The sequence below is a fragment of the Acetobacter sacchari genome, from assembly GCF_017377715.1.
In the GTDB taxonomy this organism is placed as follows: domain Bacteria; phylum Pseudomonadota; class Alphaproteobacteria; order Acetobacterales; family Acetobacteraceae; genus Acetobacter; species Acetobacter sacchari.
Genome location: NZ_JAFVMF010000005.1, coordinates 153,604 through 176,481 on the forward strand (window position 1 = coordinate 153,604; position 22,878 = coordinate 176,481).

The 22,878-nt window shown below is 62.4% G+C and carries 25 protein-coding genes; 17 read left to right on the top strand and 8 right to left on the bottom strand.

What is annotated here, in order from left to right:
- Positions 1–14 precede the first annotated feature (14 nt).
- The 3 genes from minC to minE all read left to right on the top strand — a co-directional run bounded on the left by minC (position 15) and on the right by minE (position 2,036).
- Positions 15–746, top strand: a complete 732-nt coding sequence (gene minC, locus J2D73_RS05900; RefSeq protein ID WP_207880440.1) for a septum site-determining protein MinC — start codon at positions 15–17, stop codon at positions 744–746.
- Positions 747–861: 115 nt separating this feature from the next.
- Entirely contained in the window at positions 862–1,677 is an 816-nt protein-coding gene (minD, locus tag J2D73_RS05905) for a septum site-determining protein MinD (protein WP_207880254.1), read from the top strand.
- Positions 1,674–2,036: a cell division topological specificity factor MinE gene (minE, locus tag J2D73_RS05910; protein WP_207880256.1), complete on the top strand. Its 363-nt coding sequence runs from the start codon at positions 1,674–1,676 to the stop codon at positions 2,034–2,036. Before minD ends, minE begins: the two co-directional genes overlap by 4 nt.
- Positions 2,037–2,305: 269 nt before the next feature.
- Here the strand turns inward: minE and J2D73_RS05915 are convergent, their stop codons facing one another.
- Genes J2D73_RS05915 through J2D73_RS05925 form a run of 3 tightly spaced genes read right to left on the bottom strand, consistent with a single transcriptional unit; the run spans position 2,306 to position 4,260 of the window.
- On the bottom strand, positions 2,306–3,802 hold the full coding sequence (locus J2D73_RS05915) for a malate:quinone oxidoreductase (protein ID WP_207880258.1): 1,497 nt from the start codon (positions 3,800–3,802) through the stop codon (positions 2,306–2,308).
- A gap of 30 nt (positions 3,803–3,832) precedes the next feature.
- On the bottom strand, positions 3,833–3,979 hold the full coding sequence (locus J2D73_RS05920; protein ID WP_207880260.1) for a hypothetical protein: 147 nt from the start codon (positions 3,977–3,979) through the stop codon (positions 3,833–3,835).
- Positions 3,976–4,260 (bottom strand): hypothetical protein, encoded by a 285-nt coding sequence (locus tag J2D73_RS05925; protein WP_207880262.1) that lies wholly within the window; start codon positions 4,258–4,260, stop codon positions 3,976–3,978. The genes J2D73_RS05920 and J2D73_RS05925 overlap by 4 nt, the downstream gene beginning before the upstream one ends.
- Here J2D73_RS05925 and J2D73_RS05930 point away from each other — a divergent pair.
- Entirely contained in the window at positions 4,259–4,690 is a 432-nt protein-coding gene (locus J2D73_RS05930) for an OsmC family protein (protein ID WP_207880264.1), read from the top strand. The two genes, J2D73_RS05925 and J2D73_RS05930, sit on opposite strands and share 2 nt — an antisense overlap.
- A 42-nt stretch (positions 4,691–4,732) precedes the next feature.
- Here J2D73_RS05930 and J2D73_RS05935 read toward each other — a convergent pair whose 3' ends face one another.
- Together J2D73_RS05935 and bioB are read right to left on the bottom strand one after the other, a co-directional pair.
- Positions 4,733–5,656, bottom strand: coding sequence for an SAM-dependent methyltransferase (locus tag J2D73_RS05935; RefSeq protein WP_207880266.1), 924 nt, complete (start codon positions 5,654–5,656; stop codon positions 4,733–4,735).
- Positions 5,653–6,660 carry a biotin synthase BioB gene (gene bioB / locus J2D73_RS05940; RefSeq protein ID WP_207880268.1) on the bottom strand — a complete coding sequence of 336 codons (1,008 nt, stop codon included), beginning with the start codon at positions 6,658–6,660 and terminating at the stop codon, positions 5,653–5,655. The genes J2D73_RS05935 and bioB overlap by 4 nt, the downstream gene beginning before the upstream one ends.
- A 169-nt stretch (positions 6,661–6,829) precedes the next feature.
- Between bioB and J2D73_RS05945 the strand changes: the two genes are divergently transcribed.
- The 12 genes from J2D73_RS05945 to J2D73_RS06000 all read left to right on the top strand — a co-directional run bounded on the left by J2D73_RS05945 (position 6,830) and on the right by J2D73_RS06000 (position 20,636).
- On the top strand, positions 6,830–8,560 hold the full coding sequence (locus tag J2D73_RS05945; RefSeq protein WP_207880270.1) for an EAL domain-containing protein: 1,731 nt from the start codon (positions 6,830–6,832) through the stop codon (positions 8,558–8,560).
- 254 nt (positions 8,561–8,814) lie between these two features.
- Positions 8,815–9,648: an acyl-ACP desaturase gene (locus J2D73_RS05950; RefSeq protein ID WP_207880272.1), complete on the top strand. Its 834-nt coding sequence runs from the start codon at positions 8,815–8,817 to the stop codon at positions 9,646–9,648.
- A gap of 75 nt (positions 9,649–9,723) precedes the next feature.
- Positions 9,724–11,877 carry a M13 family metallopeptidase gene (locus J2D73_RS05955; protein ID WP_207880274.1) on the top strand — a complete coding sequence of 718 codons (2,154 nt, stop codon included), beginning with the start codon at positions 9,724–9,726 and terminating at the stop codon, positions 11,875–11,877.
- Between the two features lie 125 nt (positions 11,878–12,002).
- The gene (locus J2D73_RS05960; RefSeq protein WP_207880276.1) at positions 12,003–12,752 is read left to right on the top strand and encodes a glycine betaine ABC transporter substrate-binding protein; all 750 of its coding nucleotides are present in this window, start codon (positions 12,003–12,005) and stop codon (positions 12,750–12,752) included.
- Between the two features lie 37 nt (positions 12,753–12,789).
- Entirely contained in the window at positions 12,790–13,824 is a 1,035-nt protein-coding gene (locus J2D73_RS05965) for a hypothetical protein (protein ID WP_207880278.1), read from the top strand.
- Complete coding sequence (locus J2D73_RS05970) at positions 13,821–14,327, top strand: ElyC/SanA/YdcF family protein (RefSeq protein ID WP_207880280.1); 507 nt, start codon at positions 13,821–13,823, stop codon at positions 14,325–14,327. Before J2D73_RS05965 ends, J2D73_RS05970 begins: the two co-directional genes overlap by 4 nt.
- A gap of 265 nt (positions 14,328–14,592) precedes the next feature.
- Positions 14,593–15,564 carry an ACP S-malonyltransferase gene (gene fabD, locus J2D73_RS05975; protein WP_207880282.1) on the top strand — a complete coding sequence of 324 codons (972 nt, stop codon included), beginning with the start codon at positions 14,593–14,595 and terminating at the stop codon, positions 15,562–15,564.
- 419 nt (positions 15,565–15,983) lie between these two features.
- Positions 15,984–16,724 (top strand): 3-oxoacyl-[acyl-carrier-protein] reductase, encoded by a 741-nt coding sequence (gene fabG / locus J2D73_RS05980; RefSeq protein WP_207880284.1) that lies wholly within the window; start codon positions 15,984–15,986, stop codon positions 16,722–16,724.
- A gap of 364 nt (positions 16,725–17,088) precedes the next feature.
- Complete coding sequence (locus J2D73_RS05985; RefSeq protein WP_006557907.1) at positions 17,089–17,328, top strand: acyl carrier protein; 240 nt, start codon at positions 17,089–17,091, stop codon at positions 17,326–17,328.
- 75 nt (positions 17,329–17,403) lie between these two features.
- Positions 17,404–18,690 (top strand): beta-ketoacyl-ACP synthase II, encoded by a 1,287-nt coding sequence (gene fabF, locus J2D73_RS05990; RefSeq protein WP_207880287.1) that lies wholly within the window; start codon positions 17,404–17,406, stop codon positions 18,688–18,690.
- A gap of 87 nt (positions 18,691–18,777) precedes the next feature.
- Positions 18,778–19,026, top strand: coding sequence for a DUF3297 family protein (locus J2D73_RS05995; protein WP_207880290.1), 249 nt, complete (start codon positions 18,778–18,780; stop codon positions 19,024–19,026).
- Between the two features lie 350 nt (positions 19,027–19,376).
- Positions 19,377–20,636, top strand: coding sequence for an NAD(P)/FAD-dependent oxidoreductase (locus tag J2D73_RS06000; protein WP_207880292.1), 1,260 nt, complete (start codon positions 19,377–19,379; stop codon positions 20,634–20,636).
- 201 nt (positions 20,637–20,837) lie between these two features.
- Here the strand turns inward: J2D73_RS06000 and J2D73_RS06005 are convergent, their stop codons facing one another.
- Positions 20,838–21,302 (bottom strand): DUF3465 domain-containing protein, encoded by a 465-nt coding sequence (locus J2D73_RS06005; RefSeq protein ID WP_207880294.1) that lies wholly within the window; start codon positions 21,300–21,302, stop codon positions 20,838–20,840.
- On the opposite strand from J2D73_RS06005, the gene J2D73_RS06010 reads away from it, so the two are divergent.
- Positions 21,199–21,408: a hypothetical protein gene (locus J2D73_RS06010; protein WP_207880475.1), complete on the top strand. Its 210-nt coding sequence runs from the start codon at positions 21,199–21,201 to the stop codon at positions 21,406–21,408. The two genes, J2D73_RS06005 and J2D73_RS06010, sit on opposite strands and share 104 nt — an antisense overlap.
- On the opposite strand, the gene purU is transcribed toward J2D73_RS06010, so the two are convergent.
- Entirely contained in the window at positions 21,405–22,265 is an 861-nt protein-coding gene (gene purU / locus J2D73_RS06015; protein WP_207880446.1) for a formyltetrahydrofolate deformylase, read from the bottom strand. The genes J2D73_RS06010 and purU overlap by 4 nt on opposite strands.
- 162 nt (positions 22,266–22,427) lie before the next feature.
- Positions 22,428–22,805, bottom strand: a complete 378-nt coding sequence (locus J2D73_RS06020; protein WP_207880296.1) for a response regulator — start codon at positions 22,803–22,805, stop codon at positions 22,428–22,430.
- Positions 22,806–22,878: the final 73 nt, after the last annotated feature.

Here is a 22,878-nt window from a genome sequence, read left to right on the forward strand (position 1 = left end):
CTGCCTCCCAGTCCATCCCTCCATCGTCCGACGCGGCGTCTTCTTCCGCCTCCACCGCCGCGCCCCTGCGGATCAGGGCTGGGGGACGCTCGTTTCTGGCTCTCGTCCTGACGCCCGAGGCGCCGCTCGACGGCTGGCTGATTGCGCTGGACAGACAGATCGAACGTTCCGCAGGGTTTTTCGCGGGGAAGCCGATCATCCTCGACCTGAGCCTTGCTCCCGCGGATGACCCCGGGTTGCCGTCTTTTCTTCCTGCCTTGCAGGAGAGGGGCGTCCGCGTCATCGGCATTGAGGGAGCAGATCGGTCCGAGAGCGCATTCGCCGGGTGGGACTGGCCGGAAGGCTTCATCGGCGGGCGGGATTCCGCAGCGGTTGACGTGCCCGACGAGACGGAAGAGCAGCCTCCGGCGCTTCCTCCTGGCGCGCTTGTCATTGAGCAGCCGGTTCGCTCCGGGCAGCAGATCGTGTGGCCGGAGGGCGACGTCGTCATTCTTGGATCAGTCGCCTCCGGCGCCGAGATTTCGGCTGGCGGTTCAATCCATGTTTACGGCGCGCTTCGTGGTCGTGCGATCGCAGGGATCGTCGGACGACCGGACGCACGGGTTTTCGCCCGCGTGATGCAGGCCGAATTGGTGGCGATCGACGGGTTTTACTCGGTGGCGGACGAGTTTGACCCCGAACTAGTTGGCAAACCCGCTCAGGCCCTCCTTGAGGGCGAAAGCCTGATTTTGCGTCCTCTTCCGTAAGAGTTTCGCCGTTCGTGGGGATTACCGTTGCCCGCGCGGACGCCTGTTCATTAAAAAAACACATCGGACTCGTTTAACGGTGCGAGTCGACATGAAATAAAAAGGCGAATTCTATATGGCGCAGGTTCTCGTCGTCACATCCGGGAAAGGCGGCGTCGGTAAAACGACCACGACCGCAGCGCTCGGCGCGGCGCTCGCGAAAACGGGCAAGACCGTTGCGGTTGTCGACTTCGACGTCGGTCTGCGGAATCTCGATCTGGTGATGGGAGCCGAACGGCGGGTCGTCTTCGATCTGGTCAACGTCATCCAGGGCGACGCGAAGCTGGCGCAGGCCCTCATCAAGGACAAGCGCATCGACACGCTGTCGCTGCTGCCCGCATCCCAGACGCGCGACAAGGACGCGCTGACGTCCGAAGGCGTCGCGAAGGTGATGGAAGAACTTCGCGAGAAGTTCGACTGGGTCGTCTGCGATAGCCCGGCGGGTATCGAACGCGGCGCGCAACTGGCCATGTATCACGCTGACAAGGCGGTGATCGTGACCAACCCCGAAGTGTCTTCGGTCCGCGACAGCGACCGCATTATCGGGATGCTCGACAGCACGACCGAGAAAGCGAAAGCTGGCGAAAAGGTCGAGAAAAATCTGCTTCTCACGCGTTACGATCCGGCCCGCGCCGCACGCGGAGAGATGCTGAGCGTCGATGACGTTCTGGAGATTCTCTCCATTCCGCTAATCGGCATTATCCCGGAAAGTCAGGACGTGCTGCGCGCTTCCAATCTGGGTTCCCCCGTCACTCTGGCGGCCCCGGAAAGTGGTCCCGCGCGGGCTTATTTCGACGCGGCCCGTCGTCTGTCGGGTGAGAAGGTCGATATCACCGTCCCGACCGAGCGGAAGGGACTTCTCGACTGGCTGTTCAAGCGGGGTGCGGCATGAGCTTTCTCGCAAATTTTTTCGGCAAACGCAGTTCCGCTCCGGTCGCCCGCGACAGGCTCCAGATTCTTCTGGCTCATGAACGCGCAAGTGTCGGGGAGGGGAAGTCGGATCTCCTCCTTCAGTTGCAACGCGAAATCATGGAAGTCATTCGCCGCCATGTGTCCGTTGATCAGGACAAGGTGCAGGTGAAGCTGGACCGTGGCGACAACTGTTCGACGCTGGAAATCGATATTGAGGTGCCGGGTCTGGAATCTGCCGTGAAAGCCGCCGAGGCCAAGACGGACGGAAAAGAGACCAAGGTTTCGTCAGAGGAAAAGACGCCCGAGAAAGCCAAGACGGACGCGACCGGAAAGGCCTGAAGCGTCGGAGCGGAATGCGGCCACCCCAGGCGCCGGATTCCGCTGGACGGACGGGCGGCGATGTTCGTCGCCAGGGCGTGGCATAGATCGGCCCTGCGGCTTCTGATTCCTTGTGATGAATCGCGCTGCTTAAGCTGCGGGGGCGAAGGAAGGCTGGCTCAGCCTGTCCGTATCGCCGCCCGATCAGACCGGATCGTCTGATCGGGCGCGGCGTTTGCCGAATAACAATGCGAACAACTCCACCGACCTTATCGCCAGTGGAGGCTGCTTCAATCTTCGAGCTGAAGCGCTTCGGTCGTCGATTTGCGCAACTGCGCGCAGAGTTCTGGCTCATTCGCCAGCTTCTTGCCGTAAGACGGCACGATTTCTTTCAGCTTGGGCTCCCATTCGGCGAGCTTTTCGCCGAAGCACTTCTGGATCACCGTCAGCATGATTGGCGCGGCTGTGGACGCGCCGGGCGACGCGCCAAGCAGCGCCGCCACCGTACCGTTCGCCCCGGTAATGACTTCCGTGCCGAACTGCAGAACGCCGCCTTTCTTTGCGTCAGGCTTGATCACCTGCACACGCTGACCCGCGACGACCAGTTCCCAGTCCTCGTCGCGTGCGTCTGGCACGAACTCGCGCAGCGCCGCCATTCGCGCCGACTGCGTCTGAAGCACCTGCTGAATCAGATATTTCGTGAGATCCCAGTTGTCGCGCGCCACGCCGAGAATCGAACGCAGGTTGCCGCTCTTTACCGATAGCGGAAGGTCAAACAGCGAGCCCTTCTTGAGGAAGCGCGTCGAGAACCCCGCATAGGGTCCGAACAGGAGCGCGGGCTTGCCGTCGATCATACGGGTGTCGAGGTGCGGCACGGACATCGGCGGCGCGCCGACCGAGGCCTTGCCGTAAACCTTGGCGCGATGCGCACGGATGACGTCCGGATTCTTGCAGCGGAGGAATTCGCCGCTCACCGGGAAACCTCCGACGCCTTTTGCTTCTGGAACGCCGCTCTTCTGCAGCAACGGCAGGGCCGCGCCGCCCGCGCCGATGAACACGAAACGCGCGCTGACGGTGCGTGTCTGACCGGAACGAACGTCCTTGGTCTTGACCAGCCAACGGCCGTCGGCCTGACGCGTCAGGTCAGTGACCTCGGTGCTCGTGCGCAGCGATACGCCGGGCTTCGCCTTCAGCGCGCGGAACAGCAAGTGGGTCAGCGCGCCAAAATTGACGTCGGTGCCGGAAGAGATCCACGTCGCGGCAAGCTTCTGTCCGCCTGCGCGATTCTTCATGATCAGCGGCATCCACTGGCGCAATTGCTCCGGATCTTCGGAGTAGCGCATTCCTTCGAACAGAGGGTGGTCCTTCAACGCGTCATAGCGGCGGCGGAGGAAATCCGTGTTGGCGTTGCCCCAAACGAAGCTCATATGCGGGATCGGGGTGATGAAGTCGCGTGGGTTCGCGATCTGCCCTGTGGTCACGAGATAAGACCAGAACTGCCGCGAGATCTGGAACTGTTCGTTGACGTTGACCGCCTTGCTGATGTCGATGCCGCCGTCGGCGGTCTCCGACGTGTAGTTAAGCTCGCACAGAGCGGAATGGCCCGTGCCCGCGTTGTTCCACGGCATCGAGCTTTCGAGCGCGACATCGTCGAGACGCTCGTAAATGTCGATCGTCCAGTTCGGTTCAAGCGTCTTGAGGAACGTGCCGAGCGTGGCGCTCATGACGCCGCCGCCGATCAGAACTACGTCCGGCGTCGCTTGTGATTCGGCAGAGGCAGCGGTCATTGGGCACTCCTGACTGGACGCGCGCAGCTATCACGGCGCGGAAAGTTGGCCGGGCCGGAGAATGGCGCGTCGCAACGATGAGGGGAAGACGCCGGACGCCGATTGGCCGGACTGGCGCACCGTCTGGCGCGCTTCGCCACTTGGCGCGGGATCGACGAACAGAGCATTGTTTTTCATATGAACGGAAATATGGCGTCGGGCGGCATCATCTCTTTGCGAGCGTGACGCAGGTCCGAACTGAACGCATACCCGCCATGTTGGCAGCGGACTGCGCCTCCGGCGATGAAAGCGTGCGAAATGACTTCGTGGCCCGATTGCCTGAACCGCTTTCTGGCGCTGGCAACCGCCTTGCGCGCTACAGACGCGCGCTCCACGTTTGCGGAGGCGGCGGTTACGCCGTAGTGGCGCGACGTCCCTCGTCCGCCTGCGGCGTGCGTCAGGAATGAGGAGAGCGACATGACCATCAAGAAATTCGGTACGGCCCATTGGGAAGGTGGAATCAAGGACGGCAAGGGCCTGATTTCGACCGAAAGCGGGGCGCTGAAGGAACAGCCCTATGGCTTTAACACGCGCTTCGAAGGCAAGCCGGGTTCGAATCCGGAAGAACTGATCGGGGCCGCCCATGCCGCGTGCTTCACCATGGCGCTGTCGCTGATTCTGGGTGAGGCTGGCTTCACGGCTACCGGGCTCGACACGCGTGCGACGGTTTCTTTGGAAAAGCAGGATGGCGGCTTTGCGATTCCGGCGATTCATCTGGAACTGGCTGGCACGGTGCCGGGCGCGTCGCAGGAGCAGTTTCTCGAACTGGCGCAGAAGGCGAAGGCCGGCTGCCCGGTCTCCAAACTGTTCAAGGCCGACATTACGCTCGACGCAAAGCTTTCGGCGTAAAGGAACGACGTCAGGATCAGCCCCTCAGGCTGATCCTGATCGTTACCGGGCAGCGACAGGACCGATCTGAATCCCCTTACTGTCTGCGGGCGCGGCGGTGGAGGCGACGACGACATGTGCTCCGGCTTCTTCGCCAGGAGCTGGCGGCTCCGTTCCGAAGCGTCGGGCCAGCCCGCCCTTGTTGTAGTCGATCGTCTGCGCGAAGCCGCGTTCTGCGAGCAGCGCGTGCATTTCGGACGGCTGGAACCGGCTACGCCACGGTTCCCCTCGGGTTTTCACGTTCTCGCTCCAGCCGGTAAGAAATTTTTGCGCCTGTGGCGGGTAGTTTTCCAGCGGCTCCGAGTAATCGAAGACGATGGTGGAGCGAGGCGTCTTCGCTACGACGTCCAATGTGGCCGAGATAGAGCCGCGGGTCAGGTAGATAGCGACGCCCAGCCAGACGAAAACTGTCGGCTCAGCAGGGTCGAAACCTGATTCCGCGAGGATGGCGGGCAGAGTCTTGCGTTCGAAATCGGCTTCAACGAAACGCAGAGTGGCTGGAATCTGAATTTCGGCCTCGACGATGCGTCGACGCTTGAAGTCCTGCATCGCTGCGCGATCAAGTTCGAACGTCGTCAGGTCGGGATACGGGTTGCGAAGTCCGAAGGTGTCGAGGCCTGCTCCCAGTATGACGGCCTGCCCCAGACCATCCCGCGTCGCGCGCTGGTCGATGACGTCGTTCGCGATTCGGCTGCGCGCGGCAATAAATCGCCGTATCGCGCCACGTCTCAGGTGTTCGTCGGACTGCGCCAGTTCTTCAGGATCGGGCGCCGCCGGCCCGAGTATCGGGACAGCCAGCGGATCTAAAAAAATTGACCCGCCGTCGATGATCTGGTGCTCGGCGCGCAGGCGGGCGACGCCGACCGCCGTTGAACGCCAGAGATCAGGCGCTTCCGAAGGAGACTCAGGCTCGCCTCTTTGGTTCACGCCTTCGCCATGCTCGTACGCATGCCAAGCCGGTCGATCAGCTTGCGATCGCGCGTGGCGGCCGGATTCGGCGTGGTGAGCAGACGCTCGCCGTAGAAGATCGAATTCGCGCCAGCCATGAAGCAGAGCGTCTGCGCCTCGTCCGTCATGTTTTCACGCCCTGCTGCAAGGCGCACGTGGCTCGACGGCATGGCGATACGCGCGGCGGCGATGACGCGGACGAAGTCGATGGGATCCACGGCTTCGGCTGAGGCGAGCGGCGTTCCCGCGACGCGAACGAGAAGGTTGATCGGCACGCTTTCCGGGTGCTTGGGCAGGGATGCGAGGGTGGCGAGCAGACCTGCTCGGTCGGACTCGTCCTCGCCCATGCCGACGATGCCGCCGCAGCATACGTTGATGCCTGCGTCACGAACGTTGGCGAGGGTGTCCAGACGCTCCTGATACGTGCGGGTCGTGATGATCTCGCCGTAATATTCAGGGGAGGTGTCGAGGTTGTGGTTGTAGTAATCAAGGCCGGCGTCGCGCAGACGGGCGCTCTGTTCGGCGTCGAGCATGCCGAGGGTGACGCAGGTCTCGAGGCCCATAGCCTTCACGCCCTCAATCATCTGGCAGACGGTGTCGAGATCGCGCTCCTTGGGGGAGCGCCACGCCGCGCCCATGCAGAAGCGCGCGGCCCCTGCGTCGCGCGCGCGGCGCGCTTCGACCAGCACTTTCTCGACCGCCATCAGCTTTTCAGCCTTCACGCTCTCCTCGTGGCGAGAGCTTTGCGGGCAATACGCACAGTCCTCCGGGCAGCCGCCTGTCTTGATGGACAGCAGCGTGGAGATCTGGATTTCCGTCGGGTCGAACCAGGCGCGATGCGTGGTCTGGGCGCGATACATCAGTTCCGGAAATGGCAGGGCCAGCAACTGCTCGATGTCCGCGCGGGTCCAGTCGTGGCGCGGCATGGGCCGCGATGCGTCGGAGGACGGAAGGGAAGAGCTGAAGGCGCCGCCATCGGCCATGCGTAAATTCCTGATTTGATCGTGTCTCTGCGGCCGGCCCGGGGATGAACGTCGCTCGCGCGAACAGGGACTGGCTTCGACGCGCGCGAAAGCGCGCCTCGGGGATCGCTTAAATCATCGTTATCCTCTGTGAGGCAAGGTCCGTGCAAACACTGTTCGCGCGGGGGGTATGGAGACCGACAGGAAGAACGATGCGGCCGGAGAGCCTGACCGCCGCCTGGAGCGCCTTGCTGCGCTCGCCTTCGCTGCGGCCGACGTGCTGTTCGAGGTCGATCGGGCGTTGCGGATCCGCCATGTGGGCGGCGCGGCGGTCAGGCTCACCGGCCATAAGCCGAAGTCGCTCAAAAACCTGTCCCTGTTCGATCTTGTGTCGCTCAGCGACAGGCTGCTGCTGCGTCGCGCGATCGAGGAGTTTGAGGAGAAGGGGACGATCGCCCGCCTGACTCTCCGTTTTCTGCGGCCGGACGACGCTTCCGTTACAGCGATTTTGGGACTCGCCGCGCTCCCGGGGGCTCCGGGCGAGCGTCTGGTCACGGCCACTATCGTCGATCGCTCCTTTGTCGCCTGCGCGGATCAGGACGGCCTGATGAGCCGGAGCAGTTTCCTGGACTTCGCCAAGCGGCTCGTTTCCCAGCCGGGGGAGGCTACGCGCTATCGCGTCGTCATGCTCGCCCTGCCGGACCTCGTGCGCAGCGCGACCCTCAGGCAGACGGGCATAGGCAAAGCTTTCCAGGGAGAGGTGGAGGCGATTCTCCGGATGCACGCCGAAGGTGGCGGCGTCACCCGGCTTTCCGACGGTTCATTCGCCTATGTGGCGACGAGCGAGGACAGCGAACGCATCGTCGAGCGCAAGATACAGGAAGTGACGGAGTCTCTTCTTGCTTCTGTTCGCATCAGGGATCTGCCGCTCGATTCCAGTCTGATGGAGCAGAAGGAAGTCGAAACCGCGATGGATTTCGCGCTCTCCGCCTTTAACGAGGACATCGCCGACGCCTTCTCATTCAAGAGCCTGCCGGAATGTCTCGCCGCAGCGTCTCGCAACGATCGGGGACTGGCGAGCTCCTGCCGTAACATCATCGAGGACGAGACGTTTTTTCAGGTCCTGCAGCCGGTCATCGCTTTCAAGACTGGCCATGTGCAGCATTACGAGGTGCTCACCCGTTTTGCCGAAGGCGTCGCACGGGGGCTCGCCAATACGAGTGAGTTCGTGAAGGTCGCGGAGCGGATCGGCATGATCAACACGTTCGATCTGTTGAACTGCGTCAAGACATTGAAGTTGCTTGAAAAGCTTCCTGCAGGAGTCAAACTCGCGCTGAATCTCTCCGGCCGCTCCATGCAGTCTCCGGAATTCGGGGAGCGTCTTTTGAGCGTGCTGGACAGCGAGGGCAGGAACATCGCCGCCTCCCGCCTGCTGATCGAAATCACCGAAACGAGCGGGATCGTGGATTTCGACGCGCCTACAGAGCTTGTGCGCAAGTTGCACACGCGCGGCCACAACATATGCCTCGACGATTTTGGCGCCGGCGCCATGAGCTTCGAGTATTTAAGACGATTTCCCGTCAGCTATATCAAAATCGACGGGCAGTTCTTCCGGAGCGCGATGAGCAATTCCCGGGATCGTATCCTTGTCCGGGCCATCGCGCGTTGCAGTTTCGACGTCGGCTGCCGCACCGTTGCGGAAATGATCGAAACGGAGATGGAGGCTGCTCTGGCTCGCGAACTGGGCATTGAATGCGGTCAGGGGTGGCTGTTCGGACGACCTGTCACAGCAGACGCCTTGCTGGCGGCCTCCACCAGGATGCCTGATATCGGGACGCCTGCCACGCCGCTGCAACAGGCTGTGACGCCTGTCGCAAATATTCAGCGCCAACGCCGTCCCGCCACGACGCCTGGTTCCTGACCGGTTTTCGCCTTCGTCACTTCGCCGCGAAGGCGCAGGAATCCGTCTCACAGGTTACGCAAGGTTTCTTGACGCATTGAAATTTTGGGCGCAGGCGAGGGGGTCAAGCCGCTGGCTGGCGCGTTCTATGACGGACGTGTCGCCGGTAGCCTGTATCCGCGTCAGGCGATGGTCTGACTCGACCCGCCCGGAGAAATGCGGAGGTCGGATAACGGCGGCGGCCGTGACTGAAGAGGAGCCGACACGGGGTTGGAATGAAGCACTGGCGTATTGAACAAATGGACTGGGATAGCTTCCAGCCATCCCGTGTGGACCCTGATATTATCGCCGTCGTGAAGGCCGCTTCCGTCGTCGAACGGAACGGCGTGGACTACGCGGTCTATCTTAACGGCGTTTTTTCGGACGATGCGGATTTTCAGAAGGCCGCCGACAACTGGGCGGTTGAGGAAGTGCAGCATGGCGACGCGCTTGGTCGCTGGGCCATGCTCGCCGATCCGACCTGGAATTATCCGGAGGCGTTTGAGCGCTATCGTTCCAAATTTTCGATCGACCTGAACGCGACCTCCTCCGTTCGCGGCTCCCGAACCGGGGAACTGATCGCCCGGTGCATGGTGGAAACGGGCACGTCGTCCTTCTACTCGGCGTTGGCCGACGCGACCGACGAACCGCTGCTCAAGGCGATCTGCAAGCAAATCGCGGCTGACGAGTACCGTCATTTCAAGCTGTTTTACGACCATATGCAACGCTACCTGAAGCGCGAGCGTCTGGGCGCGTGGACGCGTGCGCGCATCGCGCTTGGCCGTGTGACGGAAAGCGAGGACGACGAACTCGCCTCCGCCTACCACACCACGAACGAGCCCGAATCGATGTCCTATGACCGGAAACGCTGCATCGCGGCGTATATGTCCCGAGCGATGGGCGTTTATCGCCGCAAGCATCTGGACCGGGTCACGGGCATGATCTTCAAGACAATCGGTTTTCGCCCCCATGGCCGCCTGCATTCTCTGGCCTGCTCGCTGACCTATGTGCTCGTGCGGATGCGTCAGAAGAGCTTCGCCCGCGCGGCGTCGGCCACCGCCTCAGCCTGAGGCGAGCATTTCCAACGGGAGGGGCCGACCCTCTCCCGAAACAGACGTCGTTCCAACAAAAAGAGGAAATCCCGAATGGTACGTTCGATTGCGGCGTTTGGGGCTGCGAGCCTGCGCCCTGCCTCGCGCGATGCTTCGTCCTGCGCGACGTTAGCGGGTGTCCCGCGTCGGCGCGTCTTCGCCACGCTGCTCGCGACATGCGCTTTCGGATCGCTTCTGGCCGCCGGGCAGGCAGGCGCCGCGACCCAGACGAAGCAGCAGACAGCCTTCGGAACCTGGGGGTTCGATCTCGCGGGACGCGACACGGCAGTCAAACCGGGCGACAACTTCTTCGAATACGCCAACGGGACGGAAGTGCGCGCCATCGTGATCCCACCCGATCGCACCTCTTTCGGTCCGTTCGACCGGCTGCGCGAGCTGTCGCGTGAGCGGGTGCGGACGATTCTGACCGATCTGGCGAAGAAGCCGAGCGCCGATCCGAAAACCAGCGACGAGAAGCTGGCGACGTATTACACGACGCTGATGGACGCGGCGGCCATCGAGAAACTCGGCGCCGCCCCTCTTGCGGAAGATCTGGCGGCCAACCGCGCCGTGGCGACGCCCGCGGCTTTCGCTCACCTCACAGGCGCTGGCCAGAGTTCGTTCCAGTATTCCGCCTTCGCGATGGGGATCCAGCCGGACGCGAAGGATCCGACGCACTTCGCCATCTATGTCGATCAGGGCGGCACGGGCCTGCCGGATCGGGATTATTACCTGAAGCCGGAATTCGCCGCGAAGAAGCAGGCGTATCAGGCCTATATCGAGAAGATGCTCGGTCTGGTCGGGTGGCCCGATGCGAAGGCTCGTGCTGCCGATATCGTCGCCTTCGAGACGTCGATCGCGCAGGTCCAGTGGGCGCGCGCCGACATGCGCGACCCGGACAAGACTTATAACCCTCGCTCGGTGGCGGAACTGAAGGCTCAGGCCCCCGGCTTCGACTGGGATGCGTGGCTCGCCGGGGCTGGCATTACGACTGCGCAGGCGGATGCGGCGAAGCTGATTGTCGAAGAGCCGTCCGCAATTACGGGCGAAGCGAAGATCCTCGGGCAGACGCCGCTGCCGATCTTGCAGGCCTGGCTTGCATTCCATCTGGCGGACAACGCGGCGTCGGACCTGTCGGATGCTTTTGTGCAGGCGTCTTACGAGTTCAACAACAAGACGCTGGCCGGGCAGCCGCAACTCGCGGAGCGTTGGAAGCGTGTCACCGACGCGACCGATCACGCCATGGGCTGGGCGCTCGGGAAGATCTATGCCGATCGTTATTTCCCGCCCGAGAGTCGGGCGAAGATGCAAGCGCTGACGCAAAAGCTCAAAGCTGCGTTCCGCGTGCGCCTCGAGCATAATGCGTGGATGTCGGCGCAGACGCGTGAAGCGGCGATCCGCAAACTCGACAACTTCGAGATCCAGATCGGTTACCCGAAAAAATGGCGTGATTACGCGTCTCTCACCGTGCGTCCGGGAGACGCTTACGGCAACGCCGCTCGCGCCATTGGCTTCGAATGGAACTATTGGCTGGGGCATCTGGGTAAGCCGGTCGATCGTGACGAGTGGGATATGACCCCGCAGACGGTCAATGCCTACAACAACCCGGTGTTCAACGAAGTGGTCTTCCCGGCTTCCATTCTGCAAGCGCCGTTCTTCGATCCGAAGGCCGATCCCGCGATCAACTACGGCGCCATCGGCGGCGTGATCGGTCACGAAATGACGCACGGCTTCGACGACGAGGGCCGGAAATTCGACGAGCATGGCCGCCTGAAGGATTGGTGGACCAAGGAGGACGCGGCGCGGTTCGACGCGCTCGGCGCGAAGTATGGCGCGCAATACGACGCGTTCGAGGTGCTGCCGGGCGTGCACCTGAACGGCAAGCTGACGATGGGCGAGAACATCGCTGATCTTGGTGGAATCACCCTGGCGGTCGACGCCTACCGTGCGTCTCTGGGCGGCAAGGCGGCGCCGGTCGTCGCAGGCCTGACCGGCGACCAGCGGGTGTTCCTCGGCTGGGCGCAGGTCTGGCGGCAGAAGGTGCGCGACGATCGCGCGCGCCAGCTTGCGGTCGTGGACCCCCATTCGGCCCCTGCTGCGCGCGTGAACCTGCCGATGCACAATGTCGACGCCTGGTATGATGCGTGGAATGTGCAGCCGGGAGAGAAGCTGTATCTGGCGCCGGACGCACGCGTTAAAATCTGGTAGACGGTCGCGCAGTCCCGCCCGTCGCCATTTGCGCGGGGTGGCGGGAAGCTGACACCGGTCCTGTTCTGGCGGGACGATGAACCCGACCTCCGGCCTCCGCTGGCGCGGTCGTGGAGGATGGTTTTATGACGACATTGACCCTCGGTTATCGCAACGCTCCCGAGCACGCCGCTGTCGCAGCCGCCGTGGCGCGTGTGCTTGAAGCGCATGACATGGAGCCGGAATACGTCACCGGCCCCGATCAGGCGCTGACCGAGATGCTTGAAAGCGGTGAGCTCGACGTGTTCGCAACCGCGTGGTTGCCGAGCGTGGACGCCGCCTGGGTTTCGGAGACGGTGGAGGCGCGGGGCGATCTTTACCGTCCCACGTTCTGCTGTTGCGTCGCCGACACGCCGGAACTGGCGGGCGTCGCGTCTCTGTCGGATCTTGCCGCATCGTCCGCTTCGCGAAATCTGCTTGTGCCTGCTTCCGTCCTGCCGCGTGTGCGGCAGATGGTGGGAAGTTACGGGCTGACGGAAGCAGGGTTCACCATTGAGGCGCTGCCGGATGAGGAGGCGTTTGAGGCTCTGGCCGCCGCTTTCGCCGCAGGAGAGCCGGTCGTGGCGGCGTTGTTTGCGCCGAACTTCCTGTTGCATCGTTACGCGCTTCGGACGCTGAACGACCCGCGCGGCGCGCTGGGTGGGGAACAGACGGCGCAGCTTCTGATCAACCGTAGCCGGGCGGAGAGGCTGGACTCCGATCTGCTGGACGAACTCGACGAACTCACGCTGGGCAATCGCGTCGTCAGCGCGCTGGACGACGCCGTGCGCCATGGCGGCATGACAGCCGATGACGCAGCCGAAGCGTGGCAACGGGGACGCCTGCTGCCACGCTGACGCATGACGCGTCTTCACGCGGATACTGGAGGCGCCGATGGTCGTTGATGTGGCGAGGCTGCGGACACTGATAGTTGGCGCTGCGGCCGGGCCCCCGTCCTGGGTCGCCGATGCGGTCACTCTCTGGCGTGACGACGTGATAAACGTCTGGGAAGAGGCGTCGCGTAGCGATGCGGGGACATGCCTCGATACACTCCCGATCGATGACGACGCCGGTTTCGATCTGATTCTATGCGCTGCCCCGCTCGACGCGCCGAACGGGGCGCAGCGGCTGCTTGAGCGGCTGTCCGGACTGCTGAGCGTCAACGGCGTAATTCTGGCTGCCGCACGTGTTGGCGAGCCCGCGAACGAAGACGCCGTGCTGAGCGGTCTTTTCGAAAAGGCGCCGGCCGCGTCGAAGGAAGACGTTGCCGGGTGTTTTGCTCGACTTCGGGAGCCCCCTTCACGTGCTGCGGCGGTCGTCGCGACGCCGCCCGTCATGCCTGACGACGGTGGCCCCCGTTACACGATCCCGGAGCTTTCGGCGCTGGTCGAAGCCGCAGGGCTCACAATCGACGATCCATATCCGCGCGCCTGCTACGACATCGCGCTTCTACTGGAAAGTCAGCCGTTTCTGCTTGATTGTGCAGCCAACCTGTCCGCTTCGGAGCGTCGGGCGGCGGCGTTCGCATTATGCGTCCCCGAGGTTCCGCCCGGCGAAACCCTGCTGCATGTCGTCTCACTTCGTCCTGCCTCAGCTCCGGCGCGATCGTATGACGCTTCGGCGATTCCCGTGCTGTTTGGCTGCACCGGCATCGCTCTCTCCATGTCGATGACGGACGATCATTTCCTGCCGGTTCGGATCGGGGCTACGGCGACGATGCTGCCGTTACCGCCGCAAGCGCGTGGAATTGCGCCGCTTATCGACGGACGGCGTGAGATCGCCGACCTTGCCCGCATGCTCGCCACGCGCGGCGTAAATCAGGCCCAGTTCGATGGCGTGTGGGGCGAGATGGCGGCGACCCTGCAGGCCCTCGGGGCGCTCGGCTTTCGGAGCCGTGTATCGTCCGATGGCGACCCACGGACGTCGTGACGCCTGTCATAATTTTCGGCGCGGCCTTGCGTCCCGATGGAAGCGCGACGGAGACGTTGCGTCGCAGGATCGCTGCCGCTGTGGCTCATGGTCGCCGGATCGGCGACGCGCTCTATCTGCCTACAGGCGGCGTCCCACGGTCGGGCGTCACCGAGGCTCAGGTGATGACCGCTCTGCTGCTGGACGCAGGAATCGCGCGATCCGCGATTCTTCCGGAAGATCGCGCGCGCGACACCTGCGATTCGGTTCTGATCTGTTCGGATATGTTGCGCGAACTGGGGCATCGTGGGGCGGTGTCCATCGTGACCAGCGATTTTCACATGATGCGTTGCGCGGCGATGGCGCTGTTCGCCGGTTGGAATATCACGCGCGTTCCCGCCACCGCGCTGCACCCGCGCGGCCGCGCGTGGCGGATGTGGGTTTGGGCGCGCGAATTCCCGGCTACAGCGTGGGATGTGGCGCTCGTCGCCCTGTGGCGCGCTGGGGTGATGAAGACGCCCTGAGCCATGCGTGGGGCGGTCGGCCCGGTTGACACAGGGTGCGGATTTTCTTCATCAGGACGCGCGACGCTGTAATGGCGGCGTCGCTGAGGCAGGTTGGGCGTCTTTTTCGATAGCCGCATTGTTCTGCGGCGTGTCGCGAAATCGGATGAAACGCCAGCTGTCTCCTTCGTCGCGCCCGACGTAACGGGCTTGCGGCCAATTCATCATCTGACAGGACGTCTCGAGGGCTCAGCGGGCGCCTTGTTGCGTCGCTCTGGAGTGGTTCATGCCCGTTTTTGCTTTCGTATTTCCCGGTCAGGGAAGCCAGTTTCCCGGTATGGGAGCCGATCTTGCCGAGGCTTTCCCGATCGCCCGCGAGGTTTTCCAGGAAGTCGACGACGCCCTGAACCAGCATCTGTCGAAGATCGTTTTCGAGGGACCGGCTGACGCGCTGACCAGTACGGAAAACACACAGCCAGCGTTGATGGCCGTGTCTATGGCGGTGCTGCGGGTTCTGGAGAAGGAGGGCGGCTTCACTCTGGGGCAAAAAGCGACGTTGGTCGCGGGCCACTCGCTCGGTGAATATGCGGCGCTCGCCGCCGCCGGGGCGTTCGGTGTGGCGCAGGCCGCACGCCTGTTGCGCCTGCGCGGCGAGGCGATGCAGCGCGCGGTTCCGGCCGGAGAGGGCGGCATGGCGGCGTTGATTGGCGTGGACGCCGAACAGGCCCGCGCGATCTGCGAAGGCGCTGCAATCGTTTCCGAAGAGGGCAAGCCGGACCGTCTCGAGACGATCGAACTCGCCAACGACAACGGTGGCGGCCAGATTGTCATTTCCGGGCGGATCGGGGCGATCGAGCGCTCTCTGGTCATCGCCAAGGAGAAGGGCGCCAAACGAGCGGTGAAGCTTCCCGTGTCGGCGCCGTTCCACTCCTCGCTGATGCGTCCTGCGGCCGACGCCATGGGTGAAGCGCTGGAGCGCGAGACGATCGCGGCGCCCGTCGTGCCTCTGGTCGCCAATGTGACGGCGGCCAAGGTCACGGCCCCTGACACGATCCGCGATCTGCTGGTGCGTCAGGTGACCGGAACGGTGCGCTGGCGCGAAAGCGTCGAGGCGATGGCAGGCATGGGCGTGGACACGTTCGTCGAAATTGGCGCGGGCAAGGTCCTTTCGGGGCTTATCCGCCGCATTGCGCCTGATGCGGCTGCGCGTTCGGTGGGAAGTGTGGCGGATGTCGAGGCGTTTTTGAAAGGCGTCTAAAACAGATTATTTTCCGCTGAATTCTGGCTCAGTGGAAATATTATGACTGATTGTTTGAACGAGCATCGGGTCCTGGTGAACTCACTCAAGTTGAACAGGATCTGCTTCAGGGGTTTCGACGCCACAACATCCGCCTGATGCGGGTGGGCGCGTTTCTTTATTGCGTTCGTGGCGTCGCAACGGCGTCATCGCCCGGATTTAGGTCTGGCCTTGTCTGTAGATTCGTTGTGGGCGGCTGTCGCCGACGACGGCAGGCTGTCCTATAGGGGCAGGGAGAAAGAGGCGGGTCGTCCCCAAACCCAGAGGAGTTTCTTCTGCGTGGCGGTGCGGCTGGCTTCGGCTGCATTGGTTTAGCGTGAACGTTGGATGGGCGGTTCGCCTCCAATACATTCGGGCGCGCGACAGATACGGAAAACGGAATGTTCGATCTTACCAAGAAAATCGCGCTCGTGACTGGCGCTTCCGGCGGCATCGGCGCTGCGATCGCTCGGCGCCTGCACGAGCAGGGGGCGACTGTCGTCCTCTCGGGCACGCGCGAATCGGCTTTGACCGAACTGGCGACGGAGTTGGGCGAGCGCGCGCATGTTGTTGCGGCGGATCTGTCCGACCCGGCGGCGGCCGACCAACTTGTGGCGCGGGCGGAGGCGGCGGCGGGCGCGCCGCTCGACATTCTGGTCAATAACGCCGGACTGACCCGCGACATGTTGGCCATTCGTATGAAGGACGAGGACTGGTCGAAGGTTCTCGACGTCGATCTGGCCTCGCCGTTTCGTCTGTGCCGCGCCGCCCTCAAGGGCATGCTGCGCCGCCGCGCCGGGCGGATCGTCAACATCTCTTCCATTGTGGCGGCGACGGGCAATGGCGGGCAGGCGAACTACTCCGCAGCCAAGGCCGGTCTGGTCGGTATGACCAAATCTTTGGCGCAGGAAGTCGGTTCGCGTGGAATCACGGTGAATGTCGTGGCGCCCGGATTCGTGGCGACCGCGATGACCGATGTGCTTCCCGACGCGCAGAAGGAGAAACTGTCGGACGCGATTCCTCTCGGGCGTATGGGCGCTCCTGACGATATCGCCGCCGCGGTCGTGTATCTGGCCTCCGACGAAGCTGGCTGGGTGACGGGCAGCACGCTGCACGTCAACGGCGGCATGGCGATGATCTGAACGCGACGACGGTCTCAACGTTACGTGGATGACCGTCATGCGCTGGGGCCTGTATCGAGGAAACACCAAGCTCCAGGCCGGGGTGTTGGGGGGAAATTCGAGACGCAAGGAGAGGGCGGAGAGAGGCGATCGTGAAGTCTGGCCGAAGGCGCAAGCATCGCGTCAGACGCATCGCCGAAGGCTTCGCTGAGCCGGTTCTCCGCAATCGCCTTGGCGAGGGTAAGAAAACCATGCTAATCGCCCCCTGCCTCGTTGGTATAGACATGGGTTGAGCCGTTCGGCCGCCCGGCCCGGCGGGTAGTCAGGCAGAACGAGCGCCTAGCAATCGCCCGCATCCCTTTGGGCACACAGGAAGCAGAGACACATGAGCGAAATCGCTGACAAGGTTAAGAAGATCGTGGTCGAGCATCTCGGCGTCGAAGAGAGCAAGGTCACGCCGGAAGCGTCGTTCATCGACGATCTGGGCGCCGACAGCCTCGACACGGTCGAGCTGGTGATGGCCTTCGAAGAGGCGTTCAACGTCGAGATTCCGGAAGATGCGGCCGAGAAGATCGCGACCGTCAAGGACGCCATCGACTACATCGAGAAGCAGAAGGCGGCCTGAGGCCCCAAGGCTTACGGCGGGCTCCGGTTATAGGCGGAGCCCCCTTTTTCACGCTGGAATGAGGAGCGGACTAGCTTGCTGCAGTCGGCTGGATCTGATTTGGGCCGGAGACGCGTCGTCGTCACAGGCATGGGCATGGTGACGCCGCTGGGCGTCGGCGTCGAGAACGTCTGGGGGCGTCTTGTCGCTGGCGAGAGCGGAATCGGCCGTATCCGGTCTTTCGATCCGAGCGAACTCGCCGCGCATGTCGCGGGCGAGGTTCCCGAAGGACCGACGGCCGAAGGCAAACTGACGCTCGACGAGTGGGTCGCTCCAAAAGATCAGCGGAAAATGGACCGCTTCATCCATCTCGGCCTTGTGGCTGCGACTGAAGCTGTTCTGGATTCGGGATGGATGCCGGAGGCGGAGGAAGACCGTTGCGCCACAGGCGTGATGATCGGCTCCGGCATCGGCGGCCTCCAGACCATTTATGACGCCTCGATTACGGTGCACGAGGGGCGGGCGAAGCGTCTTTCGCCGTTCTTCATCCCGTCGGCCCTGACGAATCTCGTATCAGGTCATCTCTCGATCAAATACGGCTTCAAGGGTCCGAACCATTCAGCCGTCACCGCATGCGCTACTGGCGTTCATGCGATTGGCGATGCGGCCCGCCTGATCATGCTTGGCGACGCCGACGTCATGATCGCAGGCGGGGCTGAGGCGGCCGTGTGCAAACTCGGTATCGCCGGGTTCTGTTCGGCTCGCGCGCTGGCCACCAGTTTCAACGAAACGCCCGAGCGCGCTTCACGTCCGTGGGACAAGGACCGCGATGGTTTCGTCATGGGCGAAGGCGCAGGCATCGTCGTGCTCGAGGAATACGAGCACGCAAAAGCGCGTGGCGCGAAAATTTACGGCGAGATAATCGGCTACGGCATGTCCGGAGACGCCCATCACATTACGGCTCCGGCCGAGGGACATGAGGGCGCGTTCCGGGCGATGAAGGCGGCGCTGAAAAGCGGGGGCGTCACGCCCGGCGAAATCGGCTACGTCAATGCTCACGGCACGTCGACGATGGCCGACGATCTGGAGCTTGAGGCGGTCGAGCGTCTGTTCGGCGATGATGCCTCCAAGGTGGCGATGTCCTCGACGAAATCCGCCATCGGGCATCTGCTCGGTGCGGCGGGCGCAGTCGAGACGATGTTCTCCCTGCTTGCGATTCGCGATCAGGTCGCTCCGCCGACGCTCAACCTCGACAACCCATCGCGCGAAAGCGCCATCGACCGTGTCGCGCATGAGTCGCAGGCCCGCAAGGTGAACGTCGCGCTGTCGAACAGCTTCGGCTTCGGCGGCACCAACGCCAGCATCCTGGTGCGCGGCGTCTGACGCGCAGCCGATCGCAGTTCACGCGAGGTCCCAAAGCCTGGCCGTCACGCCATGGCGCGGTTCCTCGGGTAGCCTTACAGGACCAACATGACCGACACTCCCTCCCAGACCGTTCCGGATCGTCTTTCGGTCCACCCTTCGAGCCCGTTCTACAACGAGGCACTGCTTGAGCGCGGGATCGGCATTCGGTTCAAGGGCGTTGAGAAGACCAACGTTGAAGAATACTGCATCAGCGAAGGTTGGGTTCGCGTCGCGGTCGGCAAGACGCTCGACCGACGCGGCAATCCCATGACCATGAAGCTGAGTGGTCCGGTTGAGGCGTGGATCAAGGACTGATCCACTGCCAAGGGCGTCGATCTATATGGTCGGCGCCTTTTTGATTCCGGGAGAGTTCTCGTCTCGGCGTTCTCGTCGGGTTGTCATTGAGAAATTTTCTGGCGACCGCTCAGGAGCCGAGTTACCTGTCCTGTGTGTGCCAATGACTGCGCAGGATCGCTTCGTTTTATCTGACCTCGCTATCCTGCGACCCTTGTCCCTCTTGCTGACGTTTATGTAGCGCCGCCTGAACGGAGCTATTCCGACCGTGCGTGGCTGGCGTCTTGCGAATTGGCGGCGAAGGGCGCACGGTCCGAGACTTTCAAGCGCCTGCTCGACGTGGCGGCTACATTGAAAGCGGAGCATCGCAGATGACAGATTCGGAAACCGTGGCTCAGCCTGACCAACAATTCACCGTCCTGATCGTCGGCGGCGGCGCGGCGGGAATCGGGGTGGCGGCCAAACTCCGTCGTGAACGTCCGTCACTGTCGATCGCAATCATCGAACCAGCGACGACGCACGCTTATCAGCCCGGTTGGACGCTTGTCGGCGCAGGCGCGATGACGTTGAAGCAGACGCTGCGGCAGGAGGGAGGACTCATCCCGTCTGGCGTGACATGGCTTCGCGCTGCTGCGGCGTCTTTCCAGCCCGAGAATAATATCGTCACGCTGGAAGACGGGCGTCGGATCGGCTACCGCCGTCTGGTGGTTTGCCCCGGCTTGCAACTGGACTGGAACAAGATCGAAGGGCTTGTGGACACGCTGGGCAAGAACGGCGTGTGCAGCAATTACTCCGCCGCCAGCGTCGATTACACGTGGACGTGCATCCAGACGCTGAACGGCGGCACGGCGTTGTTCACGCAACCTCCGATGCCGATCAAATGCGCAGGCGCACCGCAGAAAATTGCTTATCTGGCGTCCGATTTCTGGCGCAAGGAAGGGACGTTGAACCGGACGAACGTCGATTTCCTTCTGGCTGGCGACGCCCTGTTCGGCGTCGGGTATTACTTGCCGTCGTTGCAGTTCGCCGTCGACTATTACGGGATCAACCTGCGATTCAAACATAATCTGGTCGCAGTGGACGGCCCCGCACGTACGGCGGTGTTCGACGTCATCGGCCCGGACGGCGCAACCTCGCGCGTAACGCGCCAGTTCGACATGCTGCACGTCACGCCGCCTCAGAGTGCGCCAGATTTCGTCAAGGCCAGCCCGCTTGCCGGACCCGGAGGCTGGGTGGAGGTCGATCCGGCTACATTGCGACATGTGCGGTATGACACGGTGTTCAGTCTGGGCGACGTGGCGGGAACCAGCAACGCCAAGACGGCGGCGGCGGTGCGGGCGCAGACGCCGATAGTCGTCGCCAATCTTCTGGCGTCTCTGGATGGGCGTCCGGTCACCGGAACATATGACGGATACGGCGCGTGCCCGCTGACCGTCGGCTATGGCAAGGTGGTTTTGGCTGAGTTCCTGTACGGCGGCAAACCCGCGCCAAGTTTCCCGTATGACCAGCGGGAGCCAAGCAGTTTTGCATGGTTTATGAAGACCAAGGTTTTCCCGCGGGTCTATTGGAACATGTTGTTGACTGGACGTGACATTAACGTTCCGCACCATCCGAATTGGGTGAAGCAGTAAGGCTTCCCAGAGTAATCGTCCGCTGCGCAGGCGAGGGGGGCTGATACGGCCGCCCCTAGCTTCGATTCTGTTCCAGATATATGCCGATAGAGGCTGCTAGTTTTTGGGCCGATGGCCTGTGTTGGCATTCGAGCCTGATTTTCTGTGTGTCCCTGCTCCAGCCAGTCGCGGCGTTGGGAGCAGGGAAAATCCTGGCGTCGGTTACTCGTATTTTGCCCCGTTGACGATTACGTACCCTGGCAGACCCCAGGACGACCCGGTGCCGTGATGCGTCCAGTCCACGCCCTGACTACGCGGAGAATCGTAGTAGTAACGGCCCACAACCTCGACATTGTCGCCCTTGTTGACCCAAGGCCATTGCGGTGCGTTCATTCGGTCCAGATCGGATACGATCCTGATCGAAACTCCGTCACCTACTGACATGTAGAAATATCCGTGCCAACCGCTGCGAGTTTTCTTTGCTCTGTGTGACACGGCGACCACCTTCCCGCAGATGTGGACAGGCTGATCCGCCTTGTCCCCGCCGTTTTCAAATTGCTGCTGATCGGCCAGGAAGTTGCTGTTGTCGCAATTGGGTGAGACCGTTTGCGCCAAAGCGGGGATCGAAGGCGCCGCCAACAATAAGGTGATGGCGGCTGTGGCGAGCGAATGTCTGGATATGCGCATATACTATTTCTCCTGCATCGGTTTTCTGCTGTGGCACATACAGGCGATCGCCTCGACGCGCCTTGAAGCCGCGCACGTCGCGCCTTCGTCGCAGCTCTTCACTTAAGAAACAAACACAATCGTTTTCCGTTCGTTTATGATGACGCGTTGTTCGACGAAGCAGCGAACTGCGCGAGCCAGTACCTGTCGCTCGATATCGCGCCCCTTGCGGATAAGATCTTCGGGCGTGTCCGAGTGGCTGATGCGCTCGACATCCTGTTCAATAATCGGCCCTTCATCGAGGTCGCTGGTCACGAAATGCGCTGTGGCGCCAATAAGCTTTACGCCTCTCGCGAACGCCTGATGGTAGGGGCGGGCGCCTTTGAAGCCCGGCAAAAAAGAGTGATGGATGTTGATGCAGCGTCCCGAAAGCTTTAGCGCCGTTTCGTTCGAGAGAATCTGCATATAGCGAGCCAGAACAACAAGATCGGCCTTTGTCTCATCGACGATGCTGAGAAGCCGGGCTTCGGATTCCTCTTTGCCGCTTTTCGTGACGGGCAGATAGTGAAAGGGAATATCTCCGAAATCGATCCCTGCGTGAGCGTCAACGGGATGGTTGGAGACGATGCCGACGGGATCGATCTCGAGTTCGCCGACTCTCCAGCGATAGAGCAGGTCAACCAGACAATGGTCGAACCGAGACACCAGCAGCAGAACGCGCGTCCTGTGCCTGTTGTCCCGCAGCGACCAGGTCATACCGAACTTGTCCGCTAGTGCTTCGAGCGCCGTGTCCAGTCCTTCGGGCTCCTTCCCGGAGACCTGGTTGAAGACGACGCGCATGAAGAAACGTTCGCTTTCGGTGTCGTCGAATTGCTGCGCTTCCGTGATGTTCGCGCCCAGTTCGAACAGCGCCTGTGCGATCGCAGCGACGATTCCGGGACGGTTGCGGCAGCTGAAGGTCAGCGTATGAGATGCGCGTCCCATATCGGCCTGTGCGGGCGAGCGCGCCGCATCGTTTCTCTGCACTACGTTCATCGCCGATTTTCTCCGCCGGGCCGAATTGTCCTCGTTCGCCTGACAGACCGAGCGGAAAAAGGAAAGGGGGGACCGTCTCCAGAAGCTCAGGGCGTGGCTTGCACGGCGATATTACCTGATACGGCGGGAGGCGCGGGTCACTTCATCGACGACCTGCTTGAGCAGGCCGGCGATGGGGACTGATTTATCATAAACGGCCGCAAACAATCCGCTATGCGCGAATTTCGGAGCGGTCTTGTGGGCGCTTCTGAGAATGATCGGCGGGACGGATTTCTTGTAATGATGGTGGATCGCCTGAGCGAGTTCTATGCCGTTCATCACGGGCATCTTAAAATCGGTGACGACAAGCGCAGGTTTGAGTCGACGTGCGACTTCCAGAGCGTCAAACCCATCGTCGGCGTGCAGCACTTCGAAGCCGATATCTTCAAGCGCCTCAGCAAGTTCCTGCCGAATGAGGGGTTCGTCATCCACCACGAGAATCGTAGCCATCGCTCTTTCTCCGCGCCAAACTGCGGGGATTTTCGACCCTTCCCGCACATACCAAGGGCATCAGGAAGCAGGA

Bases quoted from the DNA above. Each gene is read 5' to 3' on its own strand.
- minE (WP_207880256.1), top strand. From the start codon at position 1,674: ATGAGCTTTCTCGCAAATTTTTTCGGCAAACGCAGTTCCGCTCCGGTC.
- fabG (WP_207880284.1), top strand. From the start codon at position 15,984: ATGTTCGATCTTACCAAGAAAATCGCGCTCGTGACTGGCGCTTCCGGC.
- bioB (WP_207880268.1), bottom strand. From the start codon at position 6,660: ATGGCCGATGGCGGCGCCTTCAGCTCTTCCCTTCCGTCCTCCGACGCA.
- fabD (WP_207880282.1), top strand. From the start codon at position 14,593: ATGCCCGTTTTTGCTTTCGTATTTCCCGGTCAGGGAAGCCAGTTTCCC.
- J2D73_RS05925 (WP_207880262.1), bottom strand. From the start codon at position 4,260: ATGTCGCTCTCCTCATTCCTGACGCACGCCGCAGGCGGACGAGGGACG.
- J2D73_RS05960 (WP_207880276.1), top strand. From the start codon at position 12,003: ATGACGACATTGACCCTCGGTTATCGCAACGCTCCCGAGCACGCCGCT.
- J2D73_RS06005 (WP_207880294.1), bottom strand. From the start codon at position 21,302: ATGCGCATATCCAGACATTCGCTCGCCACAGCCGCCATCACCTTATTG.
- minD (WP_207880254.1), top strand. From the start codon at position 862: ATGGCGCAGGTTCTCGTCGTCACATCCGGGAAAGGCGGCGTCGGTAAA.
- J2D73_RS05930 (WP_207880264.1), top strand. From the start codon at position 4,259: ATGACCATCAAGAAATTCGGTACGGCCCATTGGGAAGGTGGAATCAAG.
- J2D73_RS05915 (WP_207880258.1), bottom strand. From the start codon at position 3,802: ATGACCGCTGCCTCTGCCGAATCACAAGCGACGCCGGACGTAGTTCTG.
- J2D73_RS05955 (WP_207880274.1), top strand. From the start codon at position 9,724: ATGGTACGTTCGATTGCGGCGTTTGGGGCTGCGAGCCTGCGCCCTGCC.
- J2D73_RS05950 (WP_207880272.1), top strand. From the start codon at position 8,815: ATGAAGCACTGGCGTATTGAACAAATGGACTGGGATAGCTTCCAGCCA.
- J2D73_RS05965 (WP_207880278.1), top strand. From the start codon at position 12,790: ATGGTCGTTGATGTGGCGAGGCTGCGGACACTGATAGTTGGCGCTGCG.
- purU (WP_207880446.1), bottom strand. From the start codon at position 22,265: ATGGGACGCGCATCTCATACGCTGACCTTCAGCTGCCGCAACCGTCCC.
- J2D73_RS05945 (WP_207880270.1), top strand. From the start codon at position 6,830: ATGGAGACCGACAGGAAGAACGATGCGGCCGGAGAGCCTGACCGCCGC.
- J2D73_RS05920 (WP_207880260.1), bottom strand. From the start codon at position 3,979: ATGAAAAACAATGCTCTGTTCGTCGATCCCGCGCCAAGTGGCGAAGCG.
- J2D73_RS06020 (WP_207880296.1), bottom strand. From the start codon at position 22,805: ATGGCTACGATTCTCGTGGTGGATGACGAACCCCTCATTCGGCAGGAA.
- J2D73_RS05995 (WP_207880290.1), top strand. From the start codon at position 18,778: ATGACCGACACTCCCTCCCAGACCGTTCCGGATCGTCTTTCGGTCCAC.
- J2D73_RS06000 (WP_207880292.1), top strand. From the start codon at position 19,377: ATGACAGATTCGGAAACCGTGGCTCAGCCTGACCAACAATTCACCGTC.
- J2D73_RS05985 (WP_006557907.1), top strand. From the start codon at position 17,089: ATGAGCGAAATCGCTGACAAGGTTAAGAAGATCGTGGTCGAGCATCTC.